General features: G+C 39.1%; 19 protein-coding genes. 3 read left to right on the top strand and 16 right to left on the bottom strand.

Annotation, left to right across the window (positions count from 1 at the left end; translation table 11 throughout):
• Nucleotides 1–109 precede the first annotated feature (109 nt).
• The 16 genes from ACSVH6_RS10035 to ACSVH6_RS09960 all read right to left on the bottom strand — a co-directional run bounded on the left by ACSVH6_RS10035 (nucleotide 110) and on the right by ACSVH6_RS09960 (nucleotide 20,659).
• Nucleotides 110–1,363, bottom strand: coding sequence for a nucleoside permease (locus tag ACSVH6_RS10035; RefSeq protein ID WP_438078061.1), 1,254 nt, complete (start codon nucleotides 1,361–1,363; stop codon nucleotides 110–112).
• A gap of 71 nt (nucleotides 1,364–1,434) precedes the next feature.
• The gene (gene cmk, locus ACSVH6_RS10030) at nucleotides 1,435–2,127 is read right to left on the bottom strand and encodes a (d)CMP kinase (protein ID WP_438078059.1); all 693 of its coding nucleotides are present in this window, start codon (nucleotides 2,125–2,127) and stop codon (nucleotides 1,435–1,437) included.
• Between the two features lie 17 nt (nucleotides 2,128–2,144).
• On the bottom strand, nucleotides 2,145–3,176 hold the full coding sequence (gene porQ / locus ACSVH6_RS10025) for a type IX secretion system protein PorQ (RefSeq protein WP_438078057.1): 1,032 nt from the start codon (nucleotides 3,174–3,176) through the stop codon (nucleotides 2,145–2,147).
• A gap of 131 nt (nucleotides 3,177–3,307) precedes the next feature.
• Complete coding sequence (gene lon, locus ACSVH6_RS10020; RefSeq protein ID WP_438078055.1) at nucleotides 3,308–5,758, bottom strand: endopeptidase La; 2,451 nt, start codon at nucleotides 5,756–5,758, stop codon at nucleotides 3,308–3,310.
• A 220-nt stretch (nucleotides 5,759–5,978) separates the two neighbouring features.
• Complete coding sequence (locus ACSVH6_RS10015) at nucleotides 5,979–7,340, bottom strand: fibronectin type III domain-containing protein (protein ID WP_438078053.1); 1,362 nt, start codon at nucleotides 7,338–7,340, stop codon at nucleotides 5,979–5,981.
• A gap of 46 nt (nucleotides 7,341–7,386) precedes the next feature.
• A complete protein-coding gene (locus ACSVH6_RS10010; RefSeq protein WP_438078051.1) occupies nucleotides 7,387–8,703 on the bottom strand; it encodes an MFS transporter in 1,317 nt (438 codons plus the stop codon).
• Between the two features lie 60 nt (nucleotides 8,704–8,763).
• The gene (locus ACSVH6_RS10005) at nucleotides 8,764–9,579 is read right to left on the bottom strand and encodes a M48 family metallopeptidase (protein WP_438078049.1); all 816 of its coding nucleotides are present in this window, start codon (nucleotides 9,577–9,579) and stop codon (nucleotides 8,764–8,766) included.
• 35 nt (nucleotides 9,580–9,614) lie between these two features.
• Nucleotides 9,615–12,014 carry a glycoside hydrolase family 31 protein gene (locus ACSVH6_RS10000; RefSeq protein WP_438078047.1) on the bottom strand — a complete coding sequence of 800 codons (2,400 nt, stop codon included), beginning with the start codon at nucleotides 12,012–12,014 and terminating at the stop codon, nucleotides 9,615–9,617.
• 141 nt (nucleotides 12,015–12,155) lie between these two features.
• The gene (gene glgB, locus ACSVH6_RS09995) at nucleotides 12,156–14,063 is read right to left on the bottom strand and encodes a 1,4-alpha-glucan branching protein GlgB (RefSeq protein WP_438078045.1); all 1,908 of its coding nucleotides are present in this window, start codon (nucleotides 14,061–14,063) and stop codon (nucleotides 12,156–12,158) included.
• A 187-nt stretch (nucleotides 14,064–14,250) separates the two neighbouring features.
• Entirely contained in the window at nucleotides 14,251–14,988 is a 738-nt protein-coding gene (locus ACSVH6_RS09990) for a hypothetical protein (RefSeq protein ID WP_438078043.1), read from the bottom strand.
• 46 nt (nucleotides 14,989–15,034) lie between these two features.
• Complete coding sequence (locus tag ACSVH6_RS09985) at nucleotides 15,035–15,541, bottom strand: hypothetical protein (RefSeq protein ID WP_438078041.1); 507 nt, start codon at nucleotides 15,539–15,541, stop codon at nucleotides 15,035–15,037.
• Between the two features lie 14 nt (nucleotides 15,542–15,555).
• Complete coding sequence (locus ACSVH6_RS09980) at nucleotides 15,556–15,849, bottom strand: hypothetical protein (RefSeq protein ID WP_438078039.1); 294 nt, start codon at nucleotides 15,847–15,849, stop codon at nucleotides 15,556–15,558.
• A 144-nt stretch (nucleotides 15,850–15,993) separates the two neighbouring features.
• The gene (locus ACSVH6_RS09975) at nucleotides 15,994–16,668 is read right to left on the bottom strand and encodes a hypothetical protein (RefSeq protein ID WP_438078037.1); all 675 of its coding nucleotides are present in this window, start codon (nucleotides 16,666–16,668) and stop codon (nucleotides 15,994–15,996) included.
• A gap of 153 nt (nucleotides 16,669–16,821) precedes the next feature.
• On the bottom strand, nucleotides 16,822–16,965 hold the full coding sequence (locus ACSVH6_RS09970; protein ID WP_438078035.1) for a hypothetical protein: 144 nt from the start codon (nucleotides 16,963–16,965) through the stop codon (nucleotides 16,822–16,824).
• A gap of 128 nt (nucleotides 16,966–17,093) precedes the next feature.
• Nucleotides 17,094–18,716 carry a trehalose synthase gene (locus ACSVH6_RS09965; RefSeq protein WP_438078033.1) on the bottom strand — a complete coding sequence of 541 codons (1,623 nt, stop codon included), beginning with the start codon at nucleotides 18,714–18,716 and terminating at the stop codon, nucleotides 17,094–17,096.
• Nucleotides 18,717–18,718: 2 nt separating this feature from the next.
• Complete coding sequence (locus tag ACSVH6_RS09960; RefSeq protein ID WP_438078031.1) at nucleotides 18,719–20,659, bottom strand: alpha-1,4-glucan--maltose-1-phosphate maltosyltransferase; 1,941 nt, start codon at nucleotides 20,657–20,659, stop codon at nucleotides 18,719–18,721.
• 75 nt (nucleotides 20,660–20,734) lie between these two features.
• Between ACSVH6_RS09960 and ACSVH6_RS09955 the strand changes: the two genes are divergently transcribed.
• The 3 genes from ACSVH6_RS09955 to ACSVH6_RS09945 all read left to right on the top strand — a co-directional run bounded on the left by ACSVH6_RS09955 (nucleotide 20,735) and on the right by ACSVH6_RS09945 (nucleotide 22,868).
• Nucleotides 20,735–21,598: an alpha/beta hydrolase gene (locus tag ACSVH6_RS09955; RefSeq protein WP_438078029.1), complete on the top strand. Its 864-nt coding sequence runs from the start codon at nucleotides 20,735–20,737 to the stop codon at nucleotides 21,596–21,598.
• Nucleotides 21,599–21,601: 3 nt separating this feature from the next.
• On the top strand, nucleotides 21,602–22,243 hold the full coding sequence (locus tag ACSVH6_RS09950) for an endonuclease III domain-containing protein (RefSeq protein ID WP_438078027.1): 642 nt from the start codon (nucleotides 21,602–21,604) through the stop codon (nucleotides 22,241–22,243).
• Nucleotides 22,244–22,337: 94 nt separating this feature from the next.
• Entirely contained in the window at nucleotides 22,338–22,868 is a 531-nt protein-coding gene (locus ACSVH6_RS09945; RefSeq protein WP_438078025.1) for a 2'-5' RNA ligase family protein, read from the top strand.
• Nucleotides 22,869–23,189 lie beyond the last annotated feature (321 nt).

Below are 23,189 nucleotides of genomic sequence, written 5' to 3'. Positions count from 1 at the left end.
AGCCAGCCAACATTGAGCAACAAAAAACCTTTGATATTAAGAGGAGAATGCCCGGTGGACATTCGGAAAACAAAAAACCCTATCCAATTAGACAGGGTTTCTTTTTATTTTAATGACTCACATTGGCCACATCATTCGGATTGTGTTTGTGCTTAAAGAAAATAGCAAACAGTATGGCAATCACCAAAGCATAACCGGCAAACGACAACCAGATGTTATGCCAATCGCGGGTTCCGTCATGAGTAAAGAATTCGTCAATAATATAACCACTGACTAAGCCTCCGAAGAACGCTCCAAAACCATTGGACATCATCATGAACAAGCCTTGAGCCGAAGAACGAATTTTCGAATCGGTCGTGGTTTCTACAAACAACGACCCTGAGATATTAAAGAAATCAAAGGCCATTCCGTAAACAATACACGATACAATAATCATCCATAAACCATCCACCGGGTTACCGAAGGCAAACAACCCGAAACGCAATACCCAAGCCAACATTGAAATCAACATCACTTGTTTGATTCCAAATCGTTTCAAGAAAAATGGAATAGCCAAGATGAATAAGGTTTCTGATATTTGAGAAATTGACATGATAATCGTAGAATATTTCACCACAAAAGAGTCCGCGTACTGAGGTACTTTGGCAAATTCAGATAAATACACATCGCCATACATATTGGTCAACTGTAAAGCGCCTCCCAAAAACATGGAAAAAATAAAGAACAATGCCATTTTATAAGTGCCGAATAATTTAAATGCATTCAGCCCTAATTTTTGTGCTAAAGAAGCATCTTCTGAAATTAGCTTTTGAGGCGGACATTTAGGTAAAGAAAATGAATAAAAACCTAATGCAAAAGCGGCAAAAGCAGACAAATAAAACATATTATAAGACGCTTTGTTTCCCGTCAAATTGGTAATCCACATCGCTGCAATAAAACCAATAGTTCCCCAAACACGAATTGGCGGAAACACTTTGACAACGTCATATTTATTGCTTTTTAAAATATTATAGGCTACTGAATTTGATAAAGAAATTGTCGGCATATAGCACAACATTGCGGCAAAGATTACATAATAAAAAGTAGTGGGATCTTCCACTTGCGGAATGTAAAGCAACGCCAAACCTCCTAAGATATGTAACACTCCGTAAAGTCTCTCGGCATTAATCCATTTATCGGCAATGATTCCGGTTACAGCCGGCATCACTATAGAAGACAATCCCAAAGTTGAAAATATGGCTCCGAATTGTTCACCACTCCATTGCTTCGTGCCAAACCAATAATTTCCGACAGTAATTAACCAAGCACCCCAAACAAAGAATTGGAGAAAACTCATCAGCGTTAATCTCAATTTTATACTCATAAATAATAGTTTTTTTGGTTGTAAAAAATATAGCCCGTAAATCTACTATTTATATTGAGATAAACAAATAATTACATCGATTTCGTCACCCTGTTAACCAGTGCTAAGACCTGTTCGAATTGTTCATCGCGACTCAGGTTTGAATTGTCAATTTCAATGGCGTCATCAGCCTTTCGCAAAGGAGAGTCATCACGATGGGTGTCTATATAATCGCGCTCTTCTACGTTTTTCAACACCGCTTCATAGGAAACATTTTCTCCTTTACCCTGCAGCTCATCATACCGGCGACGGGCTCTGGTTTCAGGACTGGCGGTCATGAAAATTTTAAGCTCGGCCTGTGGAAAAACCACCGTTCCGATATCACGTCCATCCATGACAATGCCTTTGCCTTCACCCATGGCTTGCTGCTGCTCTACTAATTTAGAACGCACTTCTGAAACCTCAGCTATTTTGCTCACAAAATTGGAAACTTCAATAGTTCTGATTTCTTTTTCTACGTTGACATCATTTAAAAATACTTCCGCAAAACCCAAGTCCGAATTGAATTCAAAATGCAGTTTAATAAAAGGCAAACCGTTAATGAGTGTTTCCTTATCAAAATAATCTGCTGAGATGTAGCCATTTTGCATGGCAAAAAGCGTCACCGCACGGTACATAGCACCTGTATCTACATAAACATACCCTAAGTGTTGGGCTAATTGTTTGGCTAAAGTACTTTTCCCGGTGGAAGAAAATCCGTCAATGGCAATGGTAATTTTTTTCAAAACGTGTTATTGGATTATTAATATCTGTCACCCGAAAAATCGATAGTCAGACCAAACAAACTGGTGTTGGCAGCTAATGTATAACGGGAATACGAGTAATTAAATTTTAATTTGTTTATTTTCAATCCGAGACCCACTGAGATTCCGGAGAAATTTCGCTGCTCTAATATACGTAATTCTTCAGCTCTTCTGAAGTTGTACCCCAGTCGAACATTGAATCCTTTATCAGGAAATAATTCGGCACCAATAATGACATGTCGCAGCGCATTATTAAAAAACGATACTTTTTCAGGAGTAGCCCCTCCATCTAAAGATCCCTGCGCCCGATTAGGATTACTAAAAGCCAATTGCCATTGCTGCATATTTTCCAAAGTCAAATGCCAACGAATGGGCACATTTTCCATTAACTGTGAAACACCAATCATAACCTCCATAGGCAATTTTTCCCGGGTGCCGGCATAAGTCGTAATTTGGGTTCCCACATTGCGAATGGCAATCGCCCAATTCACATCGTTTCGGGTATCAATAAACATCGCACCTAAATCGACTGCCGCCCCAAACGAACTGTAACTCTCCAAAGTGGAAGAAATCAATTTCCCATTGGCGCCCACATAAAAATCGGAACCCGGAATATTATAGCCGTAACCAAAAGACAGTGCCATTTCACTTCCGGTAAAACTTGATGTTTGCTGACCGTTTTCGTCATAACCGTCAAACTTTCCGTAATTCACATAATTCACTCCGCCAAAAAAAGTCTGCACATGGCGGTCATAAGTATAGGCATACGATGCAGTCCCATAGGTAACTTCACCAAAATAACTTCCGTAATTCAACGAAAATTTGTTATCCATTTCTGGGTTGATTGTGGCCGGATTGAAGTGTGCCTGATTGACATCGTTGTCAAAAAAGGTAATGACTTTCCCTCCTAATGCCGCTTGTCTCGGGGAAGTAACCAAGTTTAGAAATTGATATATTGACTTCCCTCCAATTTGCCCAAAAGAGACAAAACCGGCGAGACAACATCCAATACAAATTATTTTTCTAAACATCAAAAATGGCTTATGCTATATACTATAACGGAAATGCGAAGATATTATTTTATAAGACACGAAAAAAAGTTAAACGAAAAAGGCATAAGCTTGGTTTTACTTATGCCTTTGAAGTTTATTTTGTAATGAGCTTATAACTTCTTCGCGTTTTTTACTTTTTGATGGGTCAAGGCAAAATCAATAACCTCACTCATTTCTTTTACATAGTGAAAGGTAAGCCCGGTAAGGTATTCCTTTTTAATTTCTTCGATATCACTTTTATTTTCGTGACACAAAATAATTTCCTTAATGTTAGCTCTTTTGGCCGCGAGGATTTTCTCTTTAATACCTCCCACCGGCAGTACTTTCCCACGAAGGGTAATTTCTCCTGTCATAGCTAAATTTTTCTTCACTTTACGCTGTGTCAAAAGAGAGACTAACGATGTCAACATCGCAATTCCGGCACTCGGCCCGTCTTTTGGTGTAGCCCCTTCAGGAACATGCAGGTGAATGTTGTATTTAGACAGTAATTCCTGTTCAATTCCGAACAGCTCTGAATTGGCCTTGATATATTCCAACGCAATCGTGGCGGATTCTTTCATCACCGTACCTAAATTTCCGGTTAGAGTCAAATTCCCTTTTCCGGCCGAAATCAAGGATTCAATAAACAGAATATCACCACCAACTGAAGTCCATGCCAAACCGGTTACTACACCGGCCACATCGTTACTTTCATATTTATCGCGTTCCAATTTGGGTGCTCCCAATATTTTCACAATATCTTCGTCAGTTAGTTTGACATTGTACTCCTCTTCCATTGCTACCGATTTGGCCGCATTTCTAACCACTTGGGCAATCTTGTTTTCCAGATTACGTACTCCTGATTCGCGGGTGTAGCCTTCCACAATTTTTTCCAATTGTTTTTTACCAACAACCAAATCCTTTGTTGTCAAGCCGTGTTCTTTCAATTGCTTTGGCAACAAATGCTGGCGGGCAATTTCAACTTTTTCTTCAATCGTATAACCGGTCATTTTGATGACTTCCATACGATCTCTCAGTGCAGGCTGAATAGTTGCCATATTATTCGAAGTTGCTATGAACATTACTTTTGACAAGTCATACCCCATCTCCAGAAAATTATCATAGAACTCTTTGTTCTGTTCCGGATCCAGCACCTCTAATAGCGCCGATGAAGGATCGCCTTGGTGACTGCTGGATAACTTATCAATTTCATCCAATACAAACACCGGATTGGAAGTACCAGCTTTTTTCAGACTTTGAATAATTCTGCCCGGCATAGCACCGATATAAGTTTTACGGTGTCCTCGAATCTCAGCTTCATCCCGTAATCCTCCCAATGAAATCCGTACATACTCTCTTCCCAATGCTTCGGCAATTGATTTCCCGATAGATGTTTTACCAACACCCGGAGGTCCGGTCAAACAAATGATGGGCGATTTCATATCATTGCGCAGTTTCAATACCGCCAAATGTTCAATGATTCTTTTCTTTACATCTTCCAAACCAAAATGGTCTCGGTCAATAATTTTCTGTGCGTGTTTTAAATCGAAATTGTCTTTTGAATAGTGGTTCCAAGGCAATTCTAAAAACAGCTCTAAATAGTTTCTTTGAATTCCGAAATCAGGAGCCTGAGGGTTCATGCGTTGCATTTTGGAAATTTCTTTCTCAAAGTGCTTGGCTGTTTTCTCGTCCCAAACTTTCGTTTTGGCCTTTTGTCTCATTTCTTCTATTTCCTGCTCATATGAAACACCTCCCAATTCCTCTTGAATCGTTTTCATTTGTTGTTGCAGAAAATACTCTCGTTGTTGCTGGTCTAAATCAAAACGAACTTTAGACTGTATATCGTTTTTTAACTCCAGTTTTTGGAGCTCTACATTCATGTAACGCAACGTTTCCAAAGCCCTTTCTTTAAGTACATTCCGCATCAACAAATCTTGTTTTTCCGTCACCGTAAGATTCATATTGGAAGAAACAAAATTGATTAAAAACGACTGGCTTTCGATATTTTTGATAGCAAAAGTAGCTTCAGTTGGAATGTTCGGGCTTTCTTTAATAATTTGTATGGCCAATTCCCGAATAGAATCAACTATGGCCTGAAACTCGGTATCTTGTTTTCCGGGTCTTTTTTCCTCTACTTCTTTGATGGTAGCTTTCAAATAAGGCTTTTCATCGGTAACGGCATCAATGGCGAAACGTTTTTTCCCTTGCAGAATAACGGTCACATTCCCATCGGGCATTTTCAGTACCCGAAGAATTTGTGCCACGGTTCCCACCGTATAAATATCATTTTTGGTAGGATCTTCATCTTCCTCGTTCTTTTGTGCTACTACCCCAATAATTTTATTGCCGGCATTAGCGTCATTAATCAACTTGATTGATTTATCTCTCCCAGCTGAAATTGGTATTACCACCCCAGGAAAAAGGACAGTGTTACGTAACGGCAATATGGGTAATGAATCCGGAAGTTGCTCCTTATTCATTTCTTCCTCGTCTTCTGGGGTTAGAAGCGGAATTAAATCGGTTTCGGTATCAAATTCTTGTAGTGACAGATTGTCAAAAGAAATAATATTACGGTTTGACATGGTATTTGTTTAGGTCAAAATGACATTAAAAATTAATCAAAGGATAACAAATGTAGGACAACTTTTTAAAGAAATAAATTAAAATCGATGTAAACCTTTTGAAATGCGGTAAAATCCGATAAGCTATCCTAATCTATTTATCGTTGCATTAATAAGTCAAGGATTATGCCAAAAAAAAATCCGTCATAACGACGGATTTTCTATTTGACTAAATTTCTTTTTAATAAGCCACATCAAAGGTACCATCGGTAACTTCATGTGTCACTGTGATTACTTCACTATTACTGTTAGTATAAGTGTATGACGCTGTAAAAGTAAACGTTCCGGTAATTCTGTCTGCTGTTTTAGAAACGATAGTAACAGAACCACTGGTTGCTGTATAATCAACATTATTCAAACGGTATTGTCCTTTTACTAAATCCGAAGCAGAACCTGTAATCATATATTGATCTTCAGGCAAAGTAGTATCAATCAAAATTCCAAGAAAATTACTGCCGCTTTTCACCCCATAAACACTGATGTTATCACTGGAAACCCCTGTAATTGTACCCGCATTTATATAATTTTCAACATACTCAAATCCATCAACATTGGCAAAAAACTGGTTTGGCACTACATTTCCGTTGACCGTAATAGGACCAACCCACTCGCTACTGTTTGTATCTGAACAATTAGCTCTTACATAAAAGTCATAATTATTTGGATTCGGAATATCATGCACAACTAAGGTAGTTTCGGTTGATGGAATTGTAATTCCGGAACCTATAGTAAATCCTGAAACTCCATATTGTACTTGGAATGAAGTAATAGTTGCCGGTGACACCCAAGACAAATTAACATCTGTAGTAATTGTAGCATCACGCTCTCCGGTAAAATTAGTCGGTAAAGTACAATCACCCACCACTACTGATTGAATCGTGATTGGACCAACCCAATTACTATTCTCAGTTCCCGAACAATTTGATCTTACATAAAAATCATAGCTGGTTGAAGTAGCTATACCTGTAATTACTTTGGAAGGTGTATTGGCAGTTACTATGGTTCCTGAACCTAATGCAAATCCGGCAGCACCATATTGTACTTGCCATAAACTTTCTGAACCCCCGGCAACCCAAGTCAAATCAACTGTTGTCAATGAGGCTACTTCTCTTAAACCACTTAATCCGGTTGGATTAGCACAATTCGGGTTCACCATTGCCTGCACGGTTACCGGTCCTACCCAGTCACTGCTGGCATTAGATCCGCAATTGGCTTTCACATAAAAACTATAACTGTTGTTGGCATTTAAACCTGTAATGGTGAAAGGAATAGTAGTAGCTGTAATCGTAGTTCCGGTTCCTTGTGTAAAGCCGGCAAAACCATATTCTATAATCCAAGACTCTTCATCTCCCTGAGGCGTCCAATTCAAACTCACTGAGTTACCATTAACAAAATTACTGGCTATAAAAGCAGTTGGCACTTCGCAATTTTGATTAAAATCATCCGGATTGATAGCACTGTCAATAGGCTCTGTATCACAAGAATTAATGGAAAAAGCAGCGAGAATTAAAAATAATCCGGCCAGAAGTTTAAAGTGTTTCATAACAATTATTGTAAATAATGTCCAAATATAATTTTTTTTACAGTCATTACAAGATTTTTTTTGGGATTCTCGTCAACAACAACAATCCGGACAAGAAAAATAATCCTAAAAAGACAATTGCAAATCGGGGGCTTCCGGTAATTTGATCAATCAAACCATAAACCAGCATCCCGATTACGATTCCGATCTTTTCGGAAACATCATAAAAACTAAAAAAAGAAGCAGTATCTTCTGTTTCCGGCAAAAACTTGGAGTAGGTAGAACGTCCCAATGCCTGAATTCCACCCATAACCAATCCTACCAACCCTGCCATAATATAAAATTCCATCGGAGTAGTAATAAAATAAGCAAAACCACAAAGCACAACCCAAAAAGCATTCAGGAAAATCAATACGTTTATATTTCCGAATCGGGCCGAAGCTCTTGAAGTCAAAACGGCACCGGCAATCGCAATCAATTGTATTAAAAGAATACAGGTGATTAAACCGATCTGGCTTTCTTCAGGGCTGCTCCACGCTATTTCCTGCGCCCCAAAATAAGTTGCTACCAACATCACGGTTTGTACTGCCATGCTGAATACAAAAAAGCTCAACAGGTATCGTTTCAACGGAACTTCACTTTGAAGCATTTTCCAAACCTTTTTTAATTCTCTGAATCCTTTAAAGATTACCGAAAAATTAACTTTATGTTTGTTCGAATTGCCTTTTGGCAAATAAAAATAAGTGTATTTACTAAAAACAATCCACCAAACACCCACCATGGCAAACGAGTAGCGCATTGCTTTCATTGAGGCTTCTCCCGGAGTCCCGCTGATGTGGAAAAGCGTTGGTTTCATAATCATGGCCAAATTAATAATCAGCAGCAAGACACTGCCAATATAGCCTAACGAATATCCTTTGGCACTCACCTTATCCTGCTGTTCCGGATAAGCAATATCGGGCAGATAAGAATTGTAAAAAACCAAACTTCCCCAAAAACCAATTAATCCAAAAAAATAAAATGTCAATCCCAACAATATATTTTCCAAATCAAAGTAATACAAGCCTATACAAGACAAAGCTCCTACATAATTGAACACCCGCATAAAAATCTTTTTATTCCCCATGTAATCCGCAATTCCGGATAACAAGGGTGAAAAAAAAGCCACACACAAAAATGCTGCTGCTGTAACAAAACTGATGAGTGCCGAGTTCTTGAAATTATGCCCGAAAACAACAATATAAGGATGCTTTTTATCAAACAATGCATTGTAAAAAATAGGAAAAACAGCAGAAGCAATCACTAAACTGTAAACGGAATTGGCCCAATCATAAAACGCCCAGGCGTTGAGTAATTTCGGATGACCTTTTGGAAGTAGTGGCATAATATCTTTTTAAAATAAAAAATCCCGATCTCTCGGGATTCAAATATAGTTTATTTAGACTTAAAATTTCACATCAAATTTGGCTGCCTCCGCTTTAGCTTCCGGAATCAACCTCCTGATATTGGCAATTCTGGTTTCATCCGATGGATGGGTACTCATAAATTCCGCAGGTTTGCTCCCTCCTGAGGCTTTTGACATGCGTTGCCAAAAAACAAGTGCATTTTCCGGATTATAACCGGCTATGGCCATCAGCTTTAATCCTATCATATCAGCTTCGCTCTCATGACTGCGACTAAAGGGCAGCATTCCGCCGTATTCTGAAACACCCGAATAGGCTAACATTGCCAACTGTTGTGTCTCTGCACTCTTACTCCCTGTAGCCAAAGCCACTCCTGCAGCCCCGGCTTGTTGCAGCATTCCGGCACTCATACGCTGTTGTCCATGATTAGCCAAAGCGTGTGAAACCTCGTGGCCTAATACCGTTGCTAAGCCTGCTTCATCTTGAGTAATCGGTAAAATCCCCGAATACACAACGATTTTGCCACCGGGCATACACCAAGCGTTTACCTCTTTGTTTTCCACCAAATGGTATTCCCATTTGTAATCTTTCAAATATTCGGTATAGCCATTAGCATTCAGCCATTTCTCGGCAGCTGCTTTGATTTTGGTTCCCACAGTCTCCACTCTTTTAGCATCAGTCGTACCCGAAATCACTTTATTGTCTTTCAAAAAAGTACCGTACTGCTGAAAAGCCGAGGGAAAAATTTGACTGTTATCCACCAAAGCCATGGTGCTTTTTCCGGTAAAAGGGTTTTTAGCACAAGAGACAATTAAAAGCACAGCTAACGATACAAACAACAAAATTCCTTTTTTCATAAGTTTAAGATTTTAGACACACAAATTTAAGCAATCTAAGAACCAAAAATATGCAGTTCCGTAAAATCTTTGTCAATTACTATCGAATTATTACCATCCAATTGGATTTGGTCCAAAGGCTTTTTCTCATTATCAATCTCTATCTTCTTCACTTTAAACGGCAATCCGTTCAAATTGATTTTAAATTTAGAATAATGTGTTTCAAATGTGCCTTCCGTATGTTGCTGAATAATGAGTTCTTTGTCTTTCCCGTTAAGCGTAAAAGTACGCAATGAGAAACGACCTTTGTTGTAATCATAACCATCTTGTGCATCTTCATACACAGTTGATTTTTCTTTGCCAAATTTATAATACACATCCAAAGTCAGTTCGTCAAATTGCAACTCTCCTACATATTGTTGTACCGGATATTTCGGAATAATGGCACCTTCTTTGACGAATACGGGAATTTCATCAAACTGAGTATTCACCCAAAGTTCCTTTTTCCCTTCCATAAATTCGCCGGTCCAATAGTTGTACCAATTGCCTTTAGGCAAGTACATTCTGCGACCTTGCGCATTGGGTTCCAATATTGGACATACTAAAATCTGATTCCCGAAAATGAACTCATCGGTTCGGTAATGCGTATGAAAATCGTCCTGATCAAAATACACCAATGGTTTTAACATTGGCGTTCCTTCATTTACATATTGCCAGAACATCGTGTATAAATATGGCAGCAACTGATAACGCAATTCGACAAACTTTCGGGTAATATCAATCACTTCTTCACCAAATGACCAAGGTTCCTGTTCACCGTGATCACCGGAAGAATGGGTTCGGCAGAACGGGTGGAACACGCCCAACTGTATCCAACGGGCATACAATTCACCCGAGGGTTGTTCGGCAAATCCTCCTATATCTGAACCGGTAAAGCCCATACCTGAGATGGACATTCGCTGCATTTGTATGTTGGCAATCCATAAATGCTCCCAACTGGCCACATTATCTCCTGTCCATGACGAAGTATAGCGTTGGGCTCCGGAATATGCAGAACGTGTAATGATAAACGGTCGTTTCGGATAAGCAAAACGTTTCACTCCTTCATAAGTGGCACGTGCCATTTGTGTACCGTAAATATTGTGAGCTTTTCGATGACTACATGGATTTCCGTCATAATCGTGTCGCACATCATACGGGAATGTTTTTCCGGGAACTTCCATCACAGCGGGTTCGTTCATATCGTTCCAAACACCTTTAACACCGATGTCCGAAATCAGTTCTTTGAACAAACCTGCCCACCATTCTCTTACTTCGGGATTGGTAAAATCGGGGAAATTACATTCACCCGGCCAAACCTTGCCTTTCATATAAGGCCCATCAGCGCGTTTACAGAAATAATCATTTTTCAGAGCTTCTTGATACACCCAATAGTCTTTATCGATTTTAATCCCCGGGTCGATGATGACCACGGTTTTGAAACCGGCTGCAGTTAATTCAGCAACCATGCGCTTGGGTTCCGGAAAATAGTCTTTGCTCCAGGTAAAACAACGGAAACCTTCCATATAATCAATGTCTAAATAAATAGCATCACACGGAATGCGCAGTTCTCTGAATTTATGGGTTACTTCTTTTACCTTGCTTTCGGGATAATAACTCCATTTACATTGGTGGTAGCCCAACGTCCACATCGGCGGAAGCTCCGGTTTTCCGGTGAGATGTGTATAAGTAGTGACCACATCGCTCATCTTAGGGCCGTAAATAAAATAGTAATTCATCTCTCCGCCTTCGGCCCAAAAGCTGGTCACATTTCTTCTTTCGTGACAAAAATCAAAAAAGGTTCGGAACGTGTTGTCAAAGAAAACACCATAAGCTTTATGATGATGGAGACCTATATAAAAAGGCACCACTTTGTACAATGGTTCCTGATCTTTCTGGAAAGCATATTGGTCGGTCGCCCAGTTTTCAACGCGTTTCCCTTTCAAATTCAAATGAGTCGCTTTATCTCCCAATCCGTAAAAACTTTCCCCGTCTTTTGAGACTTTACTCATCTTTACAATATTGCCGCCGTGTTCGTAACACTCTTCCCAATGAAAGCCCAATTCATCTTCCAGAATCGTAAAACCGTCTGTATCGTGAATTGAGATTTTTAGGTCTTTCTTTTGAACTTTACAAAAAACTTTACTGGTTTTAATTACATATAAATCAGTCTCTTCAGTTACCTCCAACTGGTTGTAACCGTGGGACTGGGTCTTGTCGATGGCATAGGAAAAATCATTGCTGAAATAGCCTTTGGTAGTATAGCGAAAGCGTATCAAACTGTCGCGCATAATCGTTACTTTCAGAATAACATTGTTGTCGGTATGGAAATAAACACTATCAACATCCTGCTGAAAACTAACTATTTTTGATGGAAATATATCGCCTTTATGTTCTAGTTCTGTATTGGTAATCATAGTCTTTTTTTGAGTCGAAAAGTCAAATTTACAAAGATGAAACCTAATAGTAACCAACAAATTAAAGTAGTTTTTAACTATAACGTTTGCGGATTGGAATAACTAAAAAAGAGACTAACTATTCGATAAGCAAGCACTTATTTATGACGATATTTTATAAACAGAAACGCCTAAAGGCGGTAAGACCAATTCGGCTGAATAATCTCGAGAATTCCAGGCTATTTTATCTGTTGTAACTGGCTTAGCCGTTACCACACCGCTCCCGCCATATTCAACAGCATCTGAATTAAAAATTTCGGTCAGTGTCCCTTTTTCAGGCACACCAATTCGGTAGCTTTCATGAACTACCGGAGTAAAGTTACACACCACAATCAATTGTTCTTTTTCGTTAACTCCTTTACGAATAAAACTCAATACGCTGTTCTGATTGTCGGTATAATTAATCCATTCAAAACCGTCTACATGAAATTGCTTTTCATACAACGCCGGATTGTTTTTGTATAAGGCATTCAAATCGGCAATGCATTTCTTGATGCCTTCATGGTAATTGTATTGTAACAAATGCCAATCCAAACTGCTTTCAAAATTCCATTCCCCACTCTGCCCGAATTCGGCACCCTGAAACAAGAGCTTGGCTCCCGGATGTGCATACATATAGCCATACAACAACCGAAGATTGGCAAATTTTTGCCATTCATCACCTGGCATACGGCCTAGTATCGAATGTTTGCCATACACCACTTCATCATGTGACAACGGCAACATAAAGTTCTCGGTAAAAGCATAGGTCATGGAGAACGTGATATCATTTTGATGATGACTTCGGTAAATCGGTTCTTTTTTGAAATACTGCAACGTATCGTGCATCCAACCCATCATCCATTTCATTCCAAATCCCAAACCGCCTATATAAGTAGGTCTTGACACCATCGGAAAACTGGTACTTTCTTCAGCTATCGTTTGCACATCCGGAAAAGCAGCGTAAACCGCTTCGTTAAAATCTTTCAAGAAACTAATCGTATCCAAATTCTCTCTGCCCCCGTAAATATTCGGTTCCCATTCGCCTTCTTTTCTGGAATAATCCAAATACAACATCGAAGCCACAGCATCTACACGCAAACCGTCTACATGGTATTGATGCAACCAAAACAGAGCATTACTAATCAGGAAAGAACGCACTTCATTACGTCCGTAATTGAACACCAAACTCTTCCAGTCCGGATGATATCCTTTTCTTCTATCAGGATGCTCATACAAGTTAGAACCGTCAAAAAAGCCCAATCCATGCGCATCATCAGGAAAGTGCGACGGCACCCAGTCAAGAATAACCCCAATACCCGCCTGATGCAACTTATCAACCAAAACCATAAAATCCTGTGGTTTCCCAAAGCGCGAGGTCGGGGCAAAATAACCCACCAACTGATACCCCCACGAAGGATCATACGGATATTCCATCACCGGCATAAACTCCACATGTGTAAACCCCGTTTCCTTAACATAGGTAACTAATTCTTCTGCCAATTCTATATAGCTCAAAAAACCACCATTGCTTTTACGACGCCACGAACCCAAGTGCACTTCATATACCGAAAAAGGCTTGTCCAAACCGTTGTGGTTCTTTCGGCTCTCCATCCACTTCTTGTCTTTCCATGTATAATCCAAGTCCCAAATGATAGAGGCCGTTTGAGGCGGATGTTCACAATACAAAGCAAACGGGTCAGCCTTCTCCGTGATAACACCACCAATGTTTGACTGAATTTTATATTTATAAGTACAACCCTTATCAATCCCCGGAATAAATCCTTCCCAAATTCCCGAAGCATCCCAACGCACATTAAGTTGGTGTTCGCCCTGAATCCAATAGTTGAAATCACCTACGACCGAAACAGAACGCGCAGCAGGTGCCCATACCGCAAAGTAAACGCCTTTCACACCATTGACTTCCGTCAGATGAGCGCCCAGTTTTTCATATAATCGAAAATGCTTTCCGGCTTTGAATAATTCAATATCAAAGTCCGTAAAAAGCGAATGTGCTTGTACTTGGTTCATTGGTTTATATTTTGTTTACCCTGAACTTGTTTCAGGGTCTCATTAATAACATTTCATTCCTTTTTGAAGCGAAGGCTCAGCACCCTTTTGTCACCCTGAGCACTGTCGAAGGGCCGCTTTCTGCGTCTTGTCTTAAAGACCAGACTTGCTTCAATCGAGACTAAATTAGATTGCTATTTTTAACTGTTTAAATTTTTCTGTATTCTACTCTCGTATCATTATGCATTCCTGATAAATTATCCCAATATCCATTAACTAATTTTAAACTACAAAAAATATCTTTTTCAATAAAAGTCACTTCTCCTTTACCTTTATATCCATAAGATTTTAACTTGAACAACATATCATTATGCAAAGGATTAAAATAGAAAACTGAAATATTATACATTCTCCTTCTTGCATCATTCTCTACTATATAATAATCCCTATTAGATATATAAACTTGATGTTCTTCACTTTTATTTACAATATTACCAGATTCTGTTTGCTCTTCATAAAATCGAGTCACACTCCAATTCCCTTCCAATAATCTTGTATCATTGATTGATTCTAACTGTCCTCTCAATTTACTTATTTCTAATAGCAGACCATCTTTTAACAATTTAGTTTTCCATTTATTCCCAAAAATTATTGCTCTTCTATTCATTAAATCAACGAATTCTTTGAAATAGGGCATGCCAAATGTATACAAGACTGCCAATCCTAAAGGAATAATTAAAGAATAGCATTTATTATTTAACTGATGTTGAATAAACTCAAAAATTGATTTGCACCCTTCAGCTTTAATTTGGGCCTTATCATACCAAAATAAAGCTATAGTAATTTCCCAATTATAAATTAACCAAGAAATGATAAAAGAAAATATTAATGGGTTAGATAATCTTTCTTTTATATTTTCATAAACATCTTTAACTTTTTCTTCCATTTATCTTTTATTTCAATAGAGTTATTTATAAAATCCATAAATCTTGTTATTTAATTCCCAAAAGGATTTTATAATTATCTAATAACTTATCTAATAAATATTGTGGTAAAGTTCTAACACTACCAATATTAAGACTATTAAGATACTCCGTTTTAGAAACAGGATAAACAAATTGTTTCTTATCAACTGTAACCATAGTTTGGGTAACTGAACCTTCTTTAGCTTCAATATTAATATCTAACATATATTTTTCTTTTTCAATTTCAGCTGTTTGAATTTTTATAGTTTTTAAATATAAATCAGAAATATAAAACACCTTTTTTACTCTAATATTATTATCTTCTCCAAAATAAGAATAACTCTCAATTTCAATTTTTCCAGTTTGTGGATCATAATTGATTTTTTCCTGCTCAAAACACTTTGTTCCTAAATAGTATTCATCATATGTTAAATCTTCAATTATTGAAATAGCCTTATTTCTTTCGGCAATTGTCTGTGAATAAATATTAGTAATTGAACTAACACTTATAATTAATAATATTATTTTTTTCATTTTTTTGTAAATTTTTATTTAACTATCTCAGCAGATACATAAACTTCGCAGTTAGTAAAATTATTATCGAAATCTGAAAAAACTTCAATTGTTTTGCAACCCATTTTTTCTCTCAAAAGTCTAAATTCAACATTAGTTATTATATACTTTGTTGATTCATAATAAAAAAACTCTCCCTTTACTAACCTGACATCTTCGTCGATGCCCTTCCTTGTCCTCTCACAGATTTGTTGTCTATTATAAGCTGTTAAACCAATTAAATCAAAATGGACTTTAACAACTAAACTTTCAAATTCTTTTTCTCTCATAACTCTTCATTTAAATTTACAATCTGACTTTCAATTAGTTCACCAAAATTCACATTTCTTCAGTCGGAATTTTATTAAAAACATAAAAAGTTATTAACACAAAAAAACAAGCGCAAATCCAAGGATTTGCGCTATTCAATTCCTTTAAGGCGTCACAGGCCCATCACCATCATGCTTCGGAGCACGCATTCGCGCCAACAATTTAGTAATGTTATACTGATCTTCAATCACAGTACCTTTAAAAATCAATTTGCCCTTTTCAGCCACCGTCTTCACACAATCGTACAAAGCTTTATACTCCGCTTTATTGTGTTCCACCAGCTGTTTCCGACTGTCCATAACACTGTTTTGCAGTGCATTCTTTGCCGCCATACTCACCCGATGCGTTTCAAGCGCATTAGGATAACCGGCATCCATACCCTCAGCTTCCAATTCCGCCTGATGCGCCTCCGCATACTGTTTCAAAGCCTTCATTTGCAACAAAGCACCCTCAATGTTTGATTTCGAAAGACTCTTTTTCAACTGCGTAACAGCCTCAGTAGGTAAACCCGCATCTTTCAGATACGAACTGAAAAAATTCAGCTCCATGTTCACCACAGCAGCCTCAGCATAAAGCTCAGCCGTAGCCTTCTTTTGTTCATCGGTAAGCTTCAAAGTCCCTTCCAAAGACTTCACCTTATCCAATTTCGTCTCAAATGCCGTCACATACCCGGCATCCAATTTCGGAAACCGCATCGCGATGGCCGCCTGATCCCTAACAAAACTCGTCATCAGGAAATCCCCAAGAGGAGCATACTCCTCAAATCTAATTTGACCCATATAAAAAACAATTAAAAGTTAACACAATCGCATGTGGTATTTTAATTGTCGGTTACACCCAATCATTTTTTATATTCATATCGACTCCATAAAGCTAATAAAAAGTAAGTAATAATTCACAATAATTATTACTTTTTTAAAAAGTGCCCTTACTCAGTCTACTGTAGTCGATACCCTGTTTACTTCATTCATTACCCAAGCCACTATAGTCATTACCCAGCCTACTGTGGTCGTTACCCGGTCTGCAGAGGCATTTACACAGCACTCCGCGTTCGTTACCCAAGCCACCGGAGTCATTACCCCGACAACCTTAGTCGTTACTCAAAATAGTTTCGTCTACATTTAAAGAACATAACCATTCACTCCTATTGCTACGCTGCCATCACTATTACAATCAAGCAACTGAATTCACAATTCATAATTCCTTAATACTCCATGATCGTCTGAATACCCCGTAGCGGTATCACCGCCCAGCGCGGACGCGAATTGAGCTCATAGCCCAGTTCATAAACCGCTTTCTCGAGCAGACAATAGCGCAACAAAAAATTAATTTCCTGGCTGTAGCCTATGTTCAGGTTTTCAGACTGGACTTTCTCTATGTAAGTTTCCAAAAATGTTCCTACCAAATATTTAAACAGCAGCTCCCCCGCTTTAAACAATTCCTCCTGTTCAAAAGGATATTTCTCAGCATTGTTAAAAATCGTAGCATAAATGGCATAATGAAACGAACGAAACATACCCGCCACATCCTTAAGCGGAGGTTGCTTCACCTTTCGGTCGCGAATAGTACTTTCAGGTTCTCCTTCAAAATCAAGAATATAAAAATCATCCCCATTCACCAGTACCTGTCCCAAATGATAGTCTCCGTGTATTCTAATCCTCTCACTCTTCATCTTCGTCCAGTCAAAATCGATAAAATGCTTACGGATGAGCTTTTTGTGTTCCAGAAATTGATGCGCCAAATCCAGTGCCATCCCGTCCAGCTTGTGCAAACTGTTTTCTATAATGTTGAGTCGATTTTGAAATTGATACAGCAATCGATTCTTAAGCCACACGGTATAATCGCCATTATAAGTCGTGGGCGTAAATGCCGTTTCGTGTATATCACTGCCCAGCGCAATGTGCATTTCAGCAGTTCTCAACGCCAACGTCTGCACCCGCAAAAACAAACTCAACCCGGCCCAATCAATAATCTCCGGGGGAATTTGGTTAATCTTCAAACGTTTGAACAAATCTACATCGGGCAATTTATCAATTTTGATTTTCTTTCGAGCCAAATTATCAAAGACCCCATCCATTTGCTCCAACATGAACTTCCAGGCATCCCCTTGATTAGGAACTAATTCCTGCATCAACCCCAAAGTAATGTTCCCTTCGGGCAAGGCCAAATTGATACTTCCGGTATAAGCCGGGGTATTTTTATAGTGCATTCTTTCTGTTAAAAAACGACTGATTTCATAATCAGGATTGGTGCTCACATAAATGCGACGGAAGATTTTCAACACAAATGCTTCGTTAAAAACAATGGAAGTGTTGCTCTGTTCTAAACCCATAAAACGCGAAGATTTATAAGTCGTATCCGTTAAATGGGAGCCTTTGTGAAAGATGAGTTTCAGGTTTTTGTGTTCCGAAGACTGTGCGATGTTATCAAACAACAGCTTGCGAAAATCATCCTGGTGCAGTGCATCTACCAAATATCCTTCAATTGGTCCGAACTTAGCCGGTGCTATAATGGTATTGGTATCCAACTCCTCGGAAGTCATAAACGCAATCGGCATAAAATAATGCTGGTAAAATGCTTCCTTGAAATTCACTTCCAGCAACACTCCGTAATAGGTATTCTTCTTTGAAGTGATTTTAAAATGATCAACAATTTCAATATACTTCAGCGTGCTCGCCTTCCCTCCATACCAGCGCTTATTGATGATATAGTTTTCTAATATATCTGACGAAAACACTTTAATAAATTCTTCATCTTGGAAGGCGGTTGCCCATTCGTTTTTAAATTTAAACGAAGTCGCAAAAGTATCCTGATTATCGTTTTTCATGGCTATTTCTGTATTTTAAACAAATGAAAAGGTAAGGTGGGATGCAGCTCCACAAAGTTCCATTCTTTATCCCATAAGTAACTGTTTCCGGTAATTTGGTCAATGACTTTTATCTGGTGCCCTTCACCAACGCCCAATGCTTTCAAAGGCAATTGTACCCAGGCCTGTTTCATATAATACGGATCAAGATTACAAATCATCAACGTCTCATCTTGTTTCGCGTCATCATATTTATAATAGGCAATTACCTGATCGTTATCGGTAGCACAAAACGAAATGTTATTGGTTTGCTGCAGTGAAGGATGCTCCTGCCTGATTTTGTTGATGCGGGTAATGAGTGTAATCAGTTTATTTTGAATCGTCCAATCCCAATGTTGTACTTCATATTTCTCCGAATTGTGGTACTCCTCTTTGCCCGGCATCGCTTCTGAAATCATGTACTCATACACGGGTCCGTAAATCCCAACACTGGAACTCAGTGTTGCCGCTAAGAAATACTTGTGAAGATAAATGCTTTCATTCCCGATTTGCAATGCGTACGGTAAAATATCCGGAGTGTTCGGCCAAAAGTTAGGACGGAAAAAATCCCTCTGCTCCGTCTGTGTCAACTCGGTCATATACTCAATTAGCTCCGCTTTGGTATTACGCCAAGTGTAATAGGTATAGGATTGTGTAAACCCTTGTTTGGCCAACTCATGCATGATTTTCGGTCGGGTAAAAGCTTCCGCCAAAAACAACACATCAGGGTGTTTTTTCTTGACTTCTGCGATGAGCCAACCCCAAAAGTAAAATGGCTTCGTATGCGGATTATCTACCCGGAATACACGAATACCACATTCCTCTACCCAAAACAAAGCCACATCCAGCAACTCTTTCCAAAGATTTTTCCAATCTCCGCTTTCAAAGTAAATAGGCTGAATATCCTGGTATTTCTTGGGTGGATTCTCGGCATATTGTACCGTTCCGTCCGGACGCCATTTGAACCATTGCGGAAAATCCTTCACATACGGATGGTCAGGAGCCGCCTGCAACGCGTAATCCATAGCCACTTCAATACCCAAACCTTTAGCGGTTTTAACCAATGCTTTGAAATCTTCTATAGTGCCCAATTCAGGATGTGTGGTTTTATGCCCTCCGTACCTGGAACCAATACCCCAAGGCGAGCCTACATCACCGGGCTCTGCATTGGTGGCGTTATTTTTTCCCTTGCGGTTTATTTCTCCTATCGGATGAATCGGAGGAAAATACAATGTGTCAAATCCCATCGCAGCCACTCTTGGTAAGAGCTTTTCACAATCTTTAAAGGTACCGTGCTTGCCTTTTTCAGAAGAAGCCGAACGCGGAAAAAACTCATACCAAGTACTGAATAAAGCTTTTTTTCTATCCACATACACCCTTAATTCATCTGAAGTATTGGCTAACGTTCGCGTTGGATATTTTTTAAAAATAGTGTGCAATTCTTGAGATAAGGCTATGTGGGTTGCTTTCTCATACAACTTAGCATCCTGAAAGGCTTTGATAGCATCATTGAGGTATTTTTTCTCCGTGGCCGAAACGCCTTTTACAATAGCTTCACAATACTCAGCTCCTTCCAAAAGTTCCGATTTCACCTGTTGGTTATCCTGTATTTTGCGTTCCGTTCCGTGTTGCCAATTCAAGGCATAATCAACCCATCCTTCCACAAAATAAGAATAGTATCCTTGCTTTTCCACTGTAAATACAGCCTGCCATTCATCATTCCCGGTTTCTGTCATCCGCACTTCCTGCCATTTTTTTTCCGATTCATGCTTGTACTTCACAGCACAAGCTACTACATCATGCCCATCCGCAAAAACATTCGCCTTAACTTCAATGGTTTGACCAACAATACGTTTGATAAAAAAAGCACCGCCGTCTAACTGAGGCGTAACATTTTCAATAATAATTCGGGTTTGCTTTTGCATTTTGACTTATATTTATGTTGCTGAAATTTAGAAAAAAATACTTGTAACTTTTGACTCAAAATAAAATTTATTGAAATGGCAAAAAAGTCTCAAATAAAGAACCAATCGTTGCAAATTCCTAAGACAATACTTGTTACAGCTAAATTTTTACAAGCTATTTCACCAAAATTAGTGACTTTATTTGCCGCCAAATTATTCACTACTCCCATAAAACATAAACTTCCAAAGCGCGAATGGGAGATGGAAGCACAGAGCAACAAAAAGCGCTTATGGATAGCTAATTGCAAAAAAGAAATTCAAGTATATTGCTATGGTTCAGGTTCCCGAAAAGTACTCTTGGTACACGGCTGGTCAGGACGTGGAACGCAGCTGGTCAAAATAGCCGATATGCTGATTGGTATGGGGTTTCAAGTCGTTAGTTTTGACGCTCCTGCTCACGGAAAATCCTCCGGAAAAACAACCTTAATGCCTGAATTCATTGCTTCAGTATTAGAGATAGAAAAACAATTCGGTCCTTTTGAATATGCAATTGGCCATTCCCTCGGGGGCATGTCAATCCTGAATGCAATCAAACAGGGGTTGCAAGTAAAAAAAGCGGTCATTATTGGCAGTGGCGATATCATACAGGACATTATTGACGACTTCATCCGAAAACTACAACTGAAACCCGGCGTAGGAATACGGATCAAGAAATATTTTGAGCGCAAAACCAAAGAAAATATGGAGAGTTATGCCAGCCATCGTGCAGCACAATCCGTGAACATACCCACATTAATCATTCACGACAAAAATGACCATGATGTTCCGGTTACAGCAGCCCACCACATCCATTCTCATCTTAAAAACAGTGAACTGATGCTAACCGAAGGCTTAGGGCACCGCAAAATTCTGGGCGATGAAAAAGTACTCAACCGAATTAAAGAGTTTTTAAAAATATAAATCATGAGCTTATTTGACACCACCGATTGGGCCCCGAAACTACAGCCTATCATCAATTTATATCGCGAGAAAAAACATCCTTTGGATTACGAAAACCTGTACCAATTAATGGTCATGGTGATTTTATCTGCTCAGGATTCGGATGCGAATATCAACAAAATTGCTCCGGCTTTATTCAAAGAATATCCAAACGTGGAGACATTAGCCACCGCATCATTGGAAAGCCTATTCCCGTTGGTCAGCAAAGTGCGAAACTTCAACACCAAATCAAGTTGGCTAATCGAAATAGCCCAAACACTGAAAACGGACAGCAATATTCCAACCTCTTTACCCGAATTGGTCGCCTTAAAAGGCATCGGCAGGAAATCCGCCAATGTGATTATGCGGGAAATGAAAGTTCCCGCCGAAGGAATTATTGCCGATTTACATGTGATTCGGGTAGCCCCCAGAATTGGGGTTATTCAGGAAGCCAAAGACGGGAATAAAGTCGAAAAACAACTAATGGAAGCCTTACCAAAGGAAATATGGGGTGAAATCGGAATGGCCATATCCTTCTTAGGAAGAGAAACCTGTCGCCCAACCAACCCAAAATGCCCGGAGTGTCCTATTCAAAATGAATGCCTATATCCTTTAAAAACCATTTAATCAGGGCGCGTCTCGTCCTGATGACGAGACCGGGCTGTCCGCTGTATCTCTGCGAGGATGCCGCTCCCATCCCTCGCGCTACACCATCGGCACTATGAAACAAATTCCGTTATATTCACTGGTCATCTTTCCAACTCCTGAACAATCAGCTTTGGTGAAATCGTACAAACAATTGCTGAAAGAAAAGATTGGTTGGTTCGGAAGTGCCAATGCTGCGGCACACATTACCGTGATCAACTTTGACAATGAAACAATGTTATCACTTTATATGGACCAAATCAGAGAGTTTGGTACAACGATTACACCACAAAGGGTAACCTTTGACCATTGGGATACCTTTGGAGACCATACCTTTTTCGTCGCTCCAAATGAGCCCTCTCAACGCTATCTCGATAAAATAATAGTCGATTTACATCAGCATTTAGGTCACAATACCAACACAGCTCATGCCCACTTAAGCATTGCCCGAGGACTTGATGCAAACAAGATGAAAACAGCTTATGAATTGTTCCGCAATGTAGAATTACATTTAAATTTTCTTGTAGACGGTATCTATGTTCGAAAATTCAACGAACAAACCAAACAGTATTCAGATATTGTAGAGAAAATCAGCTTTGGAAAATAAAAAAGAAAGCATAAACCCAACAACTAAACTAACCTTATCGTTTGAATAGCCTTCCTTACCAATACAATAGCCTCACTAACCGTTGGAATAGCCAACCTAATCAATACAATGACCAGCCTAACCGTTTGAATAACCTCCCTAATCAATACAATAACCTACCTAACCGTTAGAATAGCCTTCCTTACCTTTACAATAGCCGACCTAACCGTTGGAATAGCCTCCCTTACCAATACAATAGCCGATAAGAACAACTACAATGTCACCCTGAGCTTGTCGAAGGGCATAAAACAAAAACATTTGATAGTAAGAGGAGGACTGCCG

Origin of the sequence: Flavobacterium sp. XGLA_31 (genome assembly GCF_051547105.1) — a bacterium.
In the GTDB taxonomy this organism is placed as follows: Bacteria; Bacteroidota; Bacteroidia; order Flavobacteriales; family Flavobacteriaceae; genus Flavobacterium.
Note: the sequence above shows the minus strand (reverse complement) of the source record. Positions and strands in the feature narration are given on the sequence as shown.

Bases quoted from the DNA above. Each gene is read 5' to 3' on its own strand.
- ACSVH6_RS10035 (WP_438078061.1), bottom strand. From the start codon at position 1,363: ATGAGTATAAAATTGAGATTAACGCTGATGAGTTTTCTCCAATTCTTT.
- porQ (WP_438078057.1), bottom strand. From the start codon at position 3,176: ATGTTTAGAAAAATAATTTGTATTGGATGTTGTCTCGCCGGTTTTGTC.
- lon (WP_438078055.1), bottom strand. From the start codon at position 5,758: ATGTCAAACCGTAATATTATTTCTTTTGACAATCTGTCACTACAAGAA.
- ACSVH6_RS10015 (WP_438078053.1), bottom strand. From the start codon at position 7,340: ATGAAACACTTTAAACTTCTGGCCGGATTATTTTTAATTCTCGCTGCT.
- ACSVH6_RS10010 (WP_438078051.1), bottom strand. From the start codon at position 8,703: ATGCCACTACTTCCAAAAGGTCATCCGAAATTACTCAACGCCTGGGCG.
- ACSVH6_RS10005 (WP_438078049.1), bottom strand. From the start codon at position 9,579: ATGAAAAAAGGAATTTTGTTGTTTGTATCGTTAGCTGTGCTTTTAATT.
- ACSVH6_RS10000 (WP_438078047.1), bottom strand. From the start codon at position 12,014: ATGATTACCAATACAGAACTAGAACATAAAGGCGATATATTTCCATCA.
- glgB (WP_438078045.1), bottom strand. From the start codon at position 14,063: ATGAACCAAGTACAAGCACATTCGCTTTTTACGGACTTTGATATTGAA.
- ACSVH6_RS09990 (WP_438078043.1), bottom strand. From the start codon at position 14,988: ATGGAAGAAAAAGTTAAAGATGTTTATGAAAATATAAAAGAAAGATTA.
- ACSVH6_RS09985 (WP_438078041.1), bottom strand. From the start codon at position 15,541: ATGAAAAAAATAATATTATTAATTATAAGTGTTAGTTCAATTACTAAT.
- ACSVH6_RS09980 (WP_438078039.1), bottom strand. From the start codon at position 15,849: ATGAGAGAAAAAGAATTTGAAAGTTTAGTTGTTAAAGTCCATTTTGAT.
- ACSVH6_RS09975 (WP_438078037.1), bottom strand. From the start codon at position 16,668: ATGGGTCAAATTAGATTTGAGGAGTATGCTCCTCTTGGGGATTTCCTG.
- ACSVH6_RS09970 (WP_438078035.1), bottom strand. From the start codon at position 16,965: ATGACTCCGGTGGCTTGGGTAACGAACGCGGAGTGCTGTGTAAATGCC.
- ACSVH6_RS09965 (WP_438078033.1), bottom strand. From the start codon at position 18,716: ATGAAAAACGATAATCAGGATACTTTTGCGACTTCGTTTAAATTTAAA.
- ACSVH6_RS09960 (WP_438078031.1), bottom strand. From the start codon at position 20,659: ATGCAAAAGCAAACCCGAATTATTATTGAAAATGTTACGCCTCAGTTA.
- ACSVH6_RS09955 (WP_438078029.1), top strand. From the start codon at position 20,735: ATGGCAAAAAAGTCTCAAATAAAGAACCAATCGTTGCAAATTCCTAAG.
- ACSVH6_RS09950 (WP_438078027.1), top strand. From the start codon at position 21,602: ATGAGCTTATTTGACACCACCGATTGGGCCCCGAAACTACAGCCTATC.
- ACSVH6_RS09945 (WP_438078025.1), top strand. From the start codon at position 22,338: ATGAAACAAATTCCGTTATATTCACTGGTCATCTTTCCAACTCCTGAA.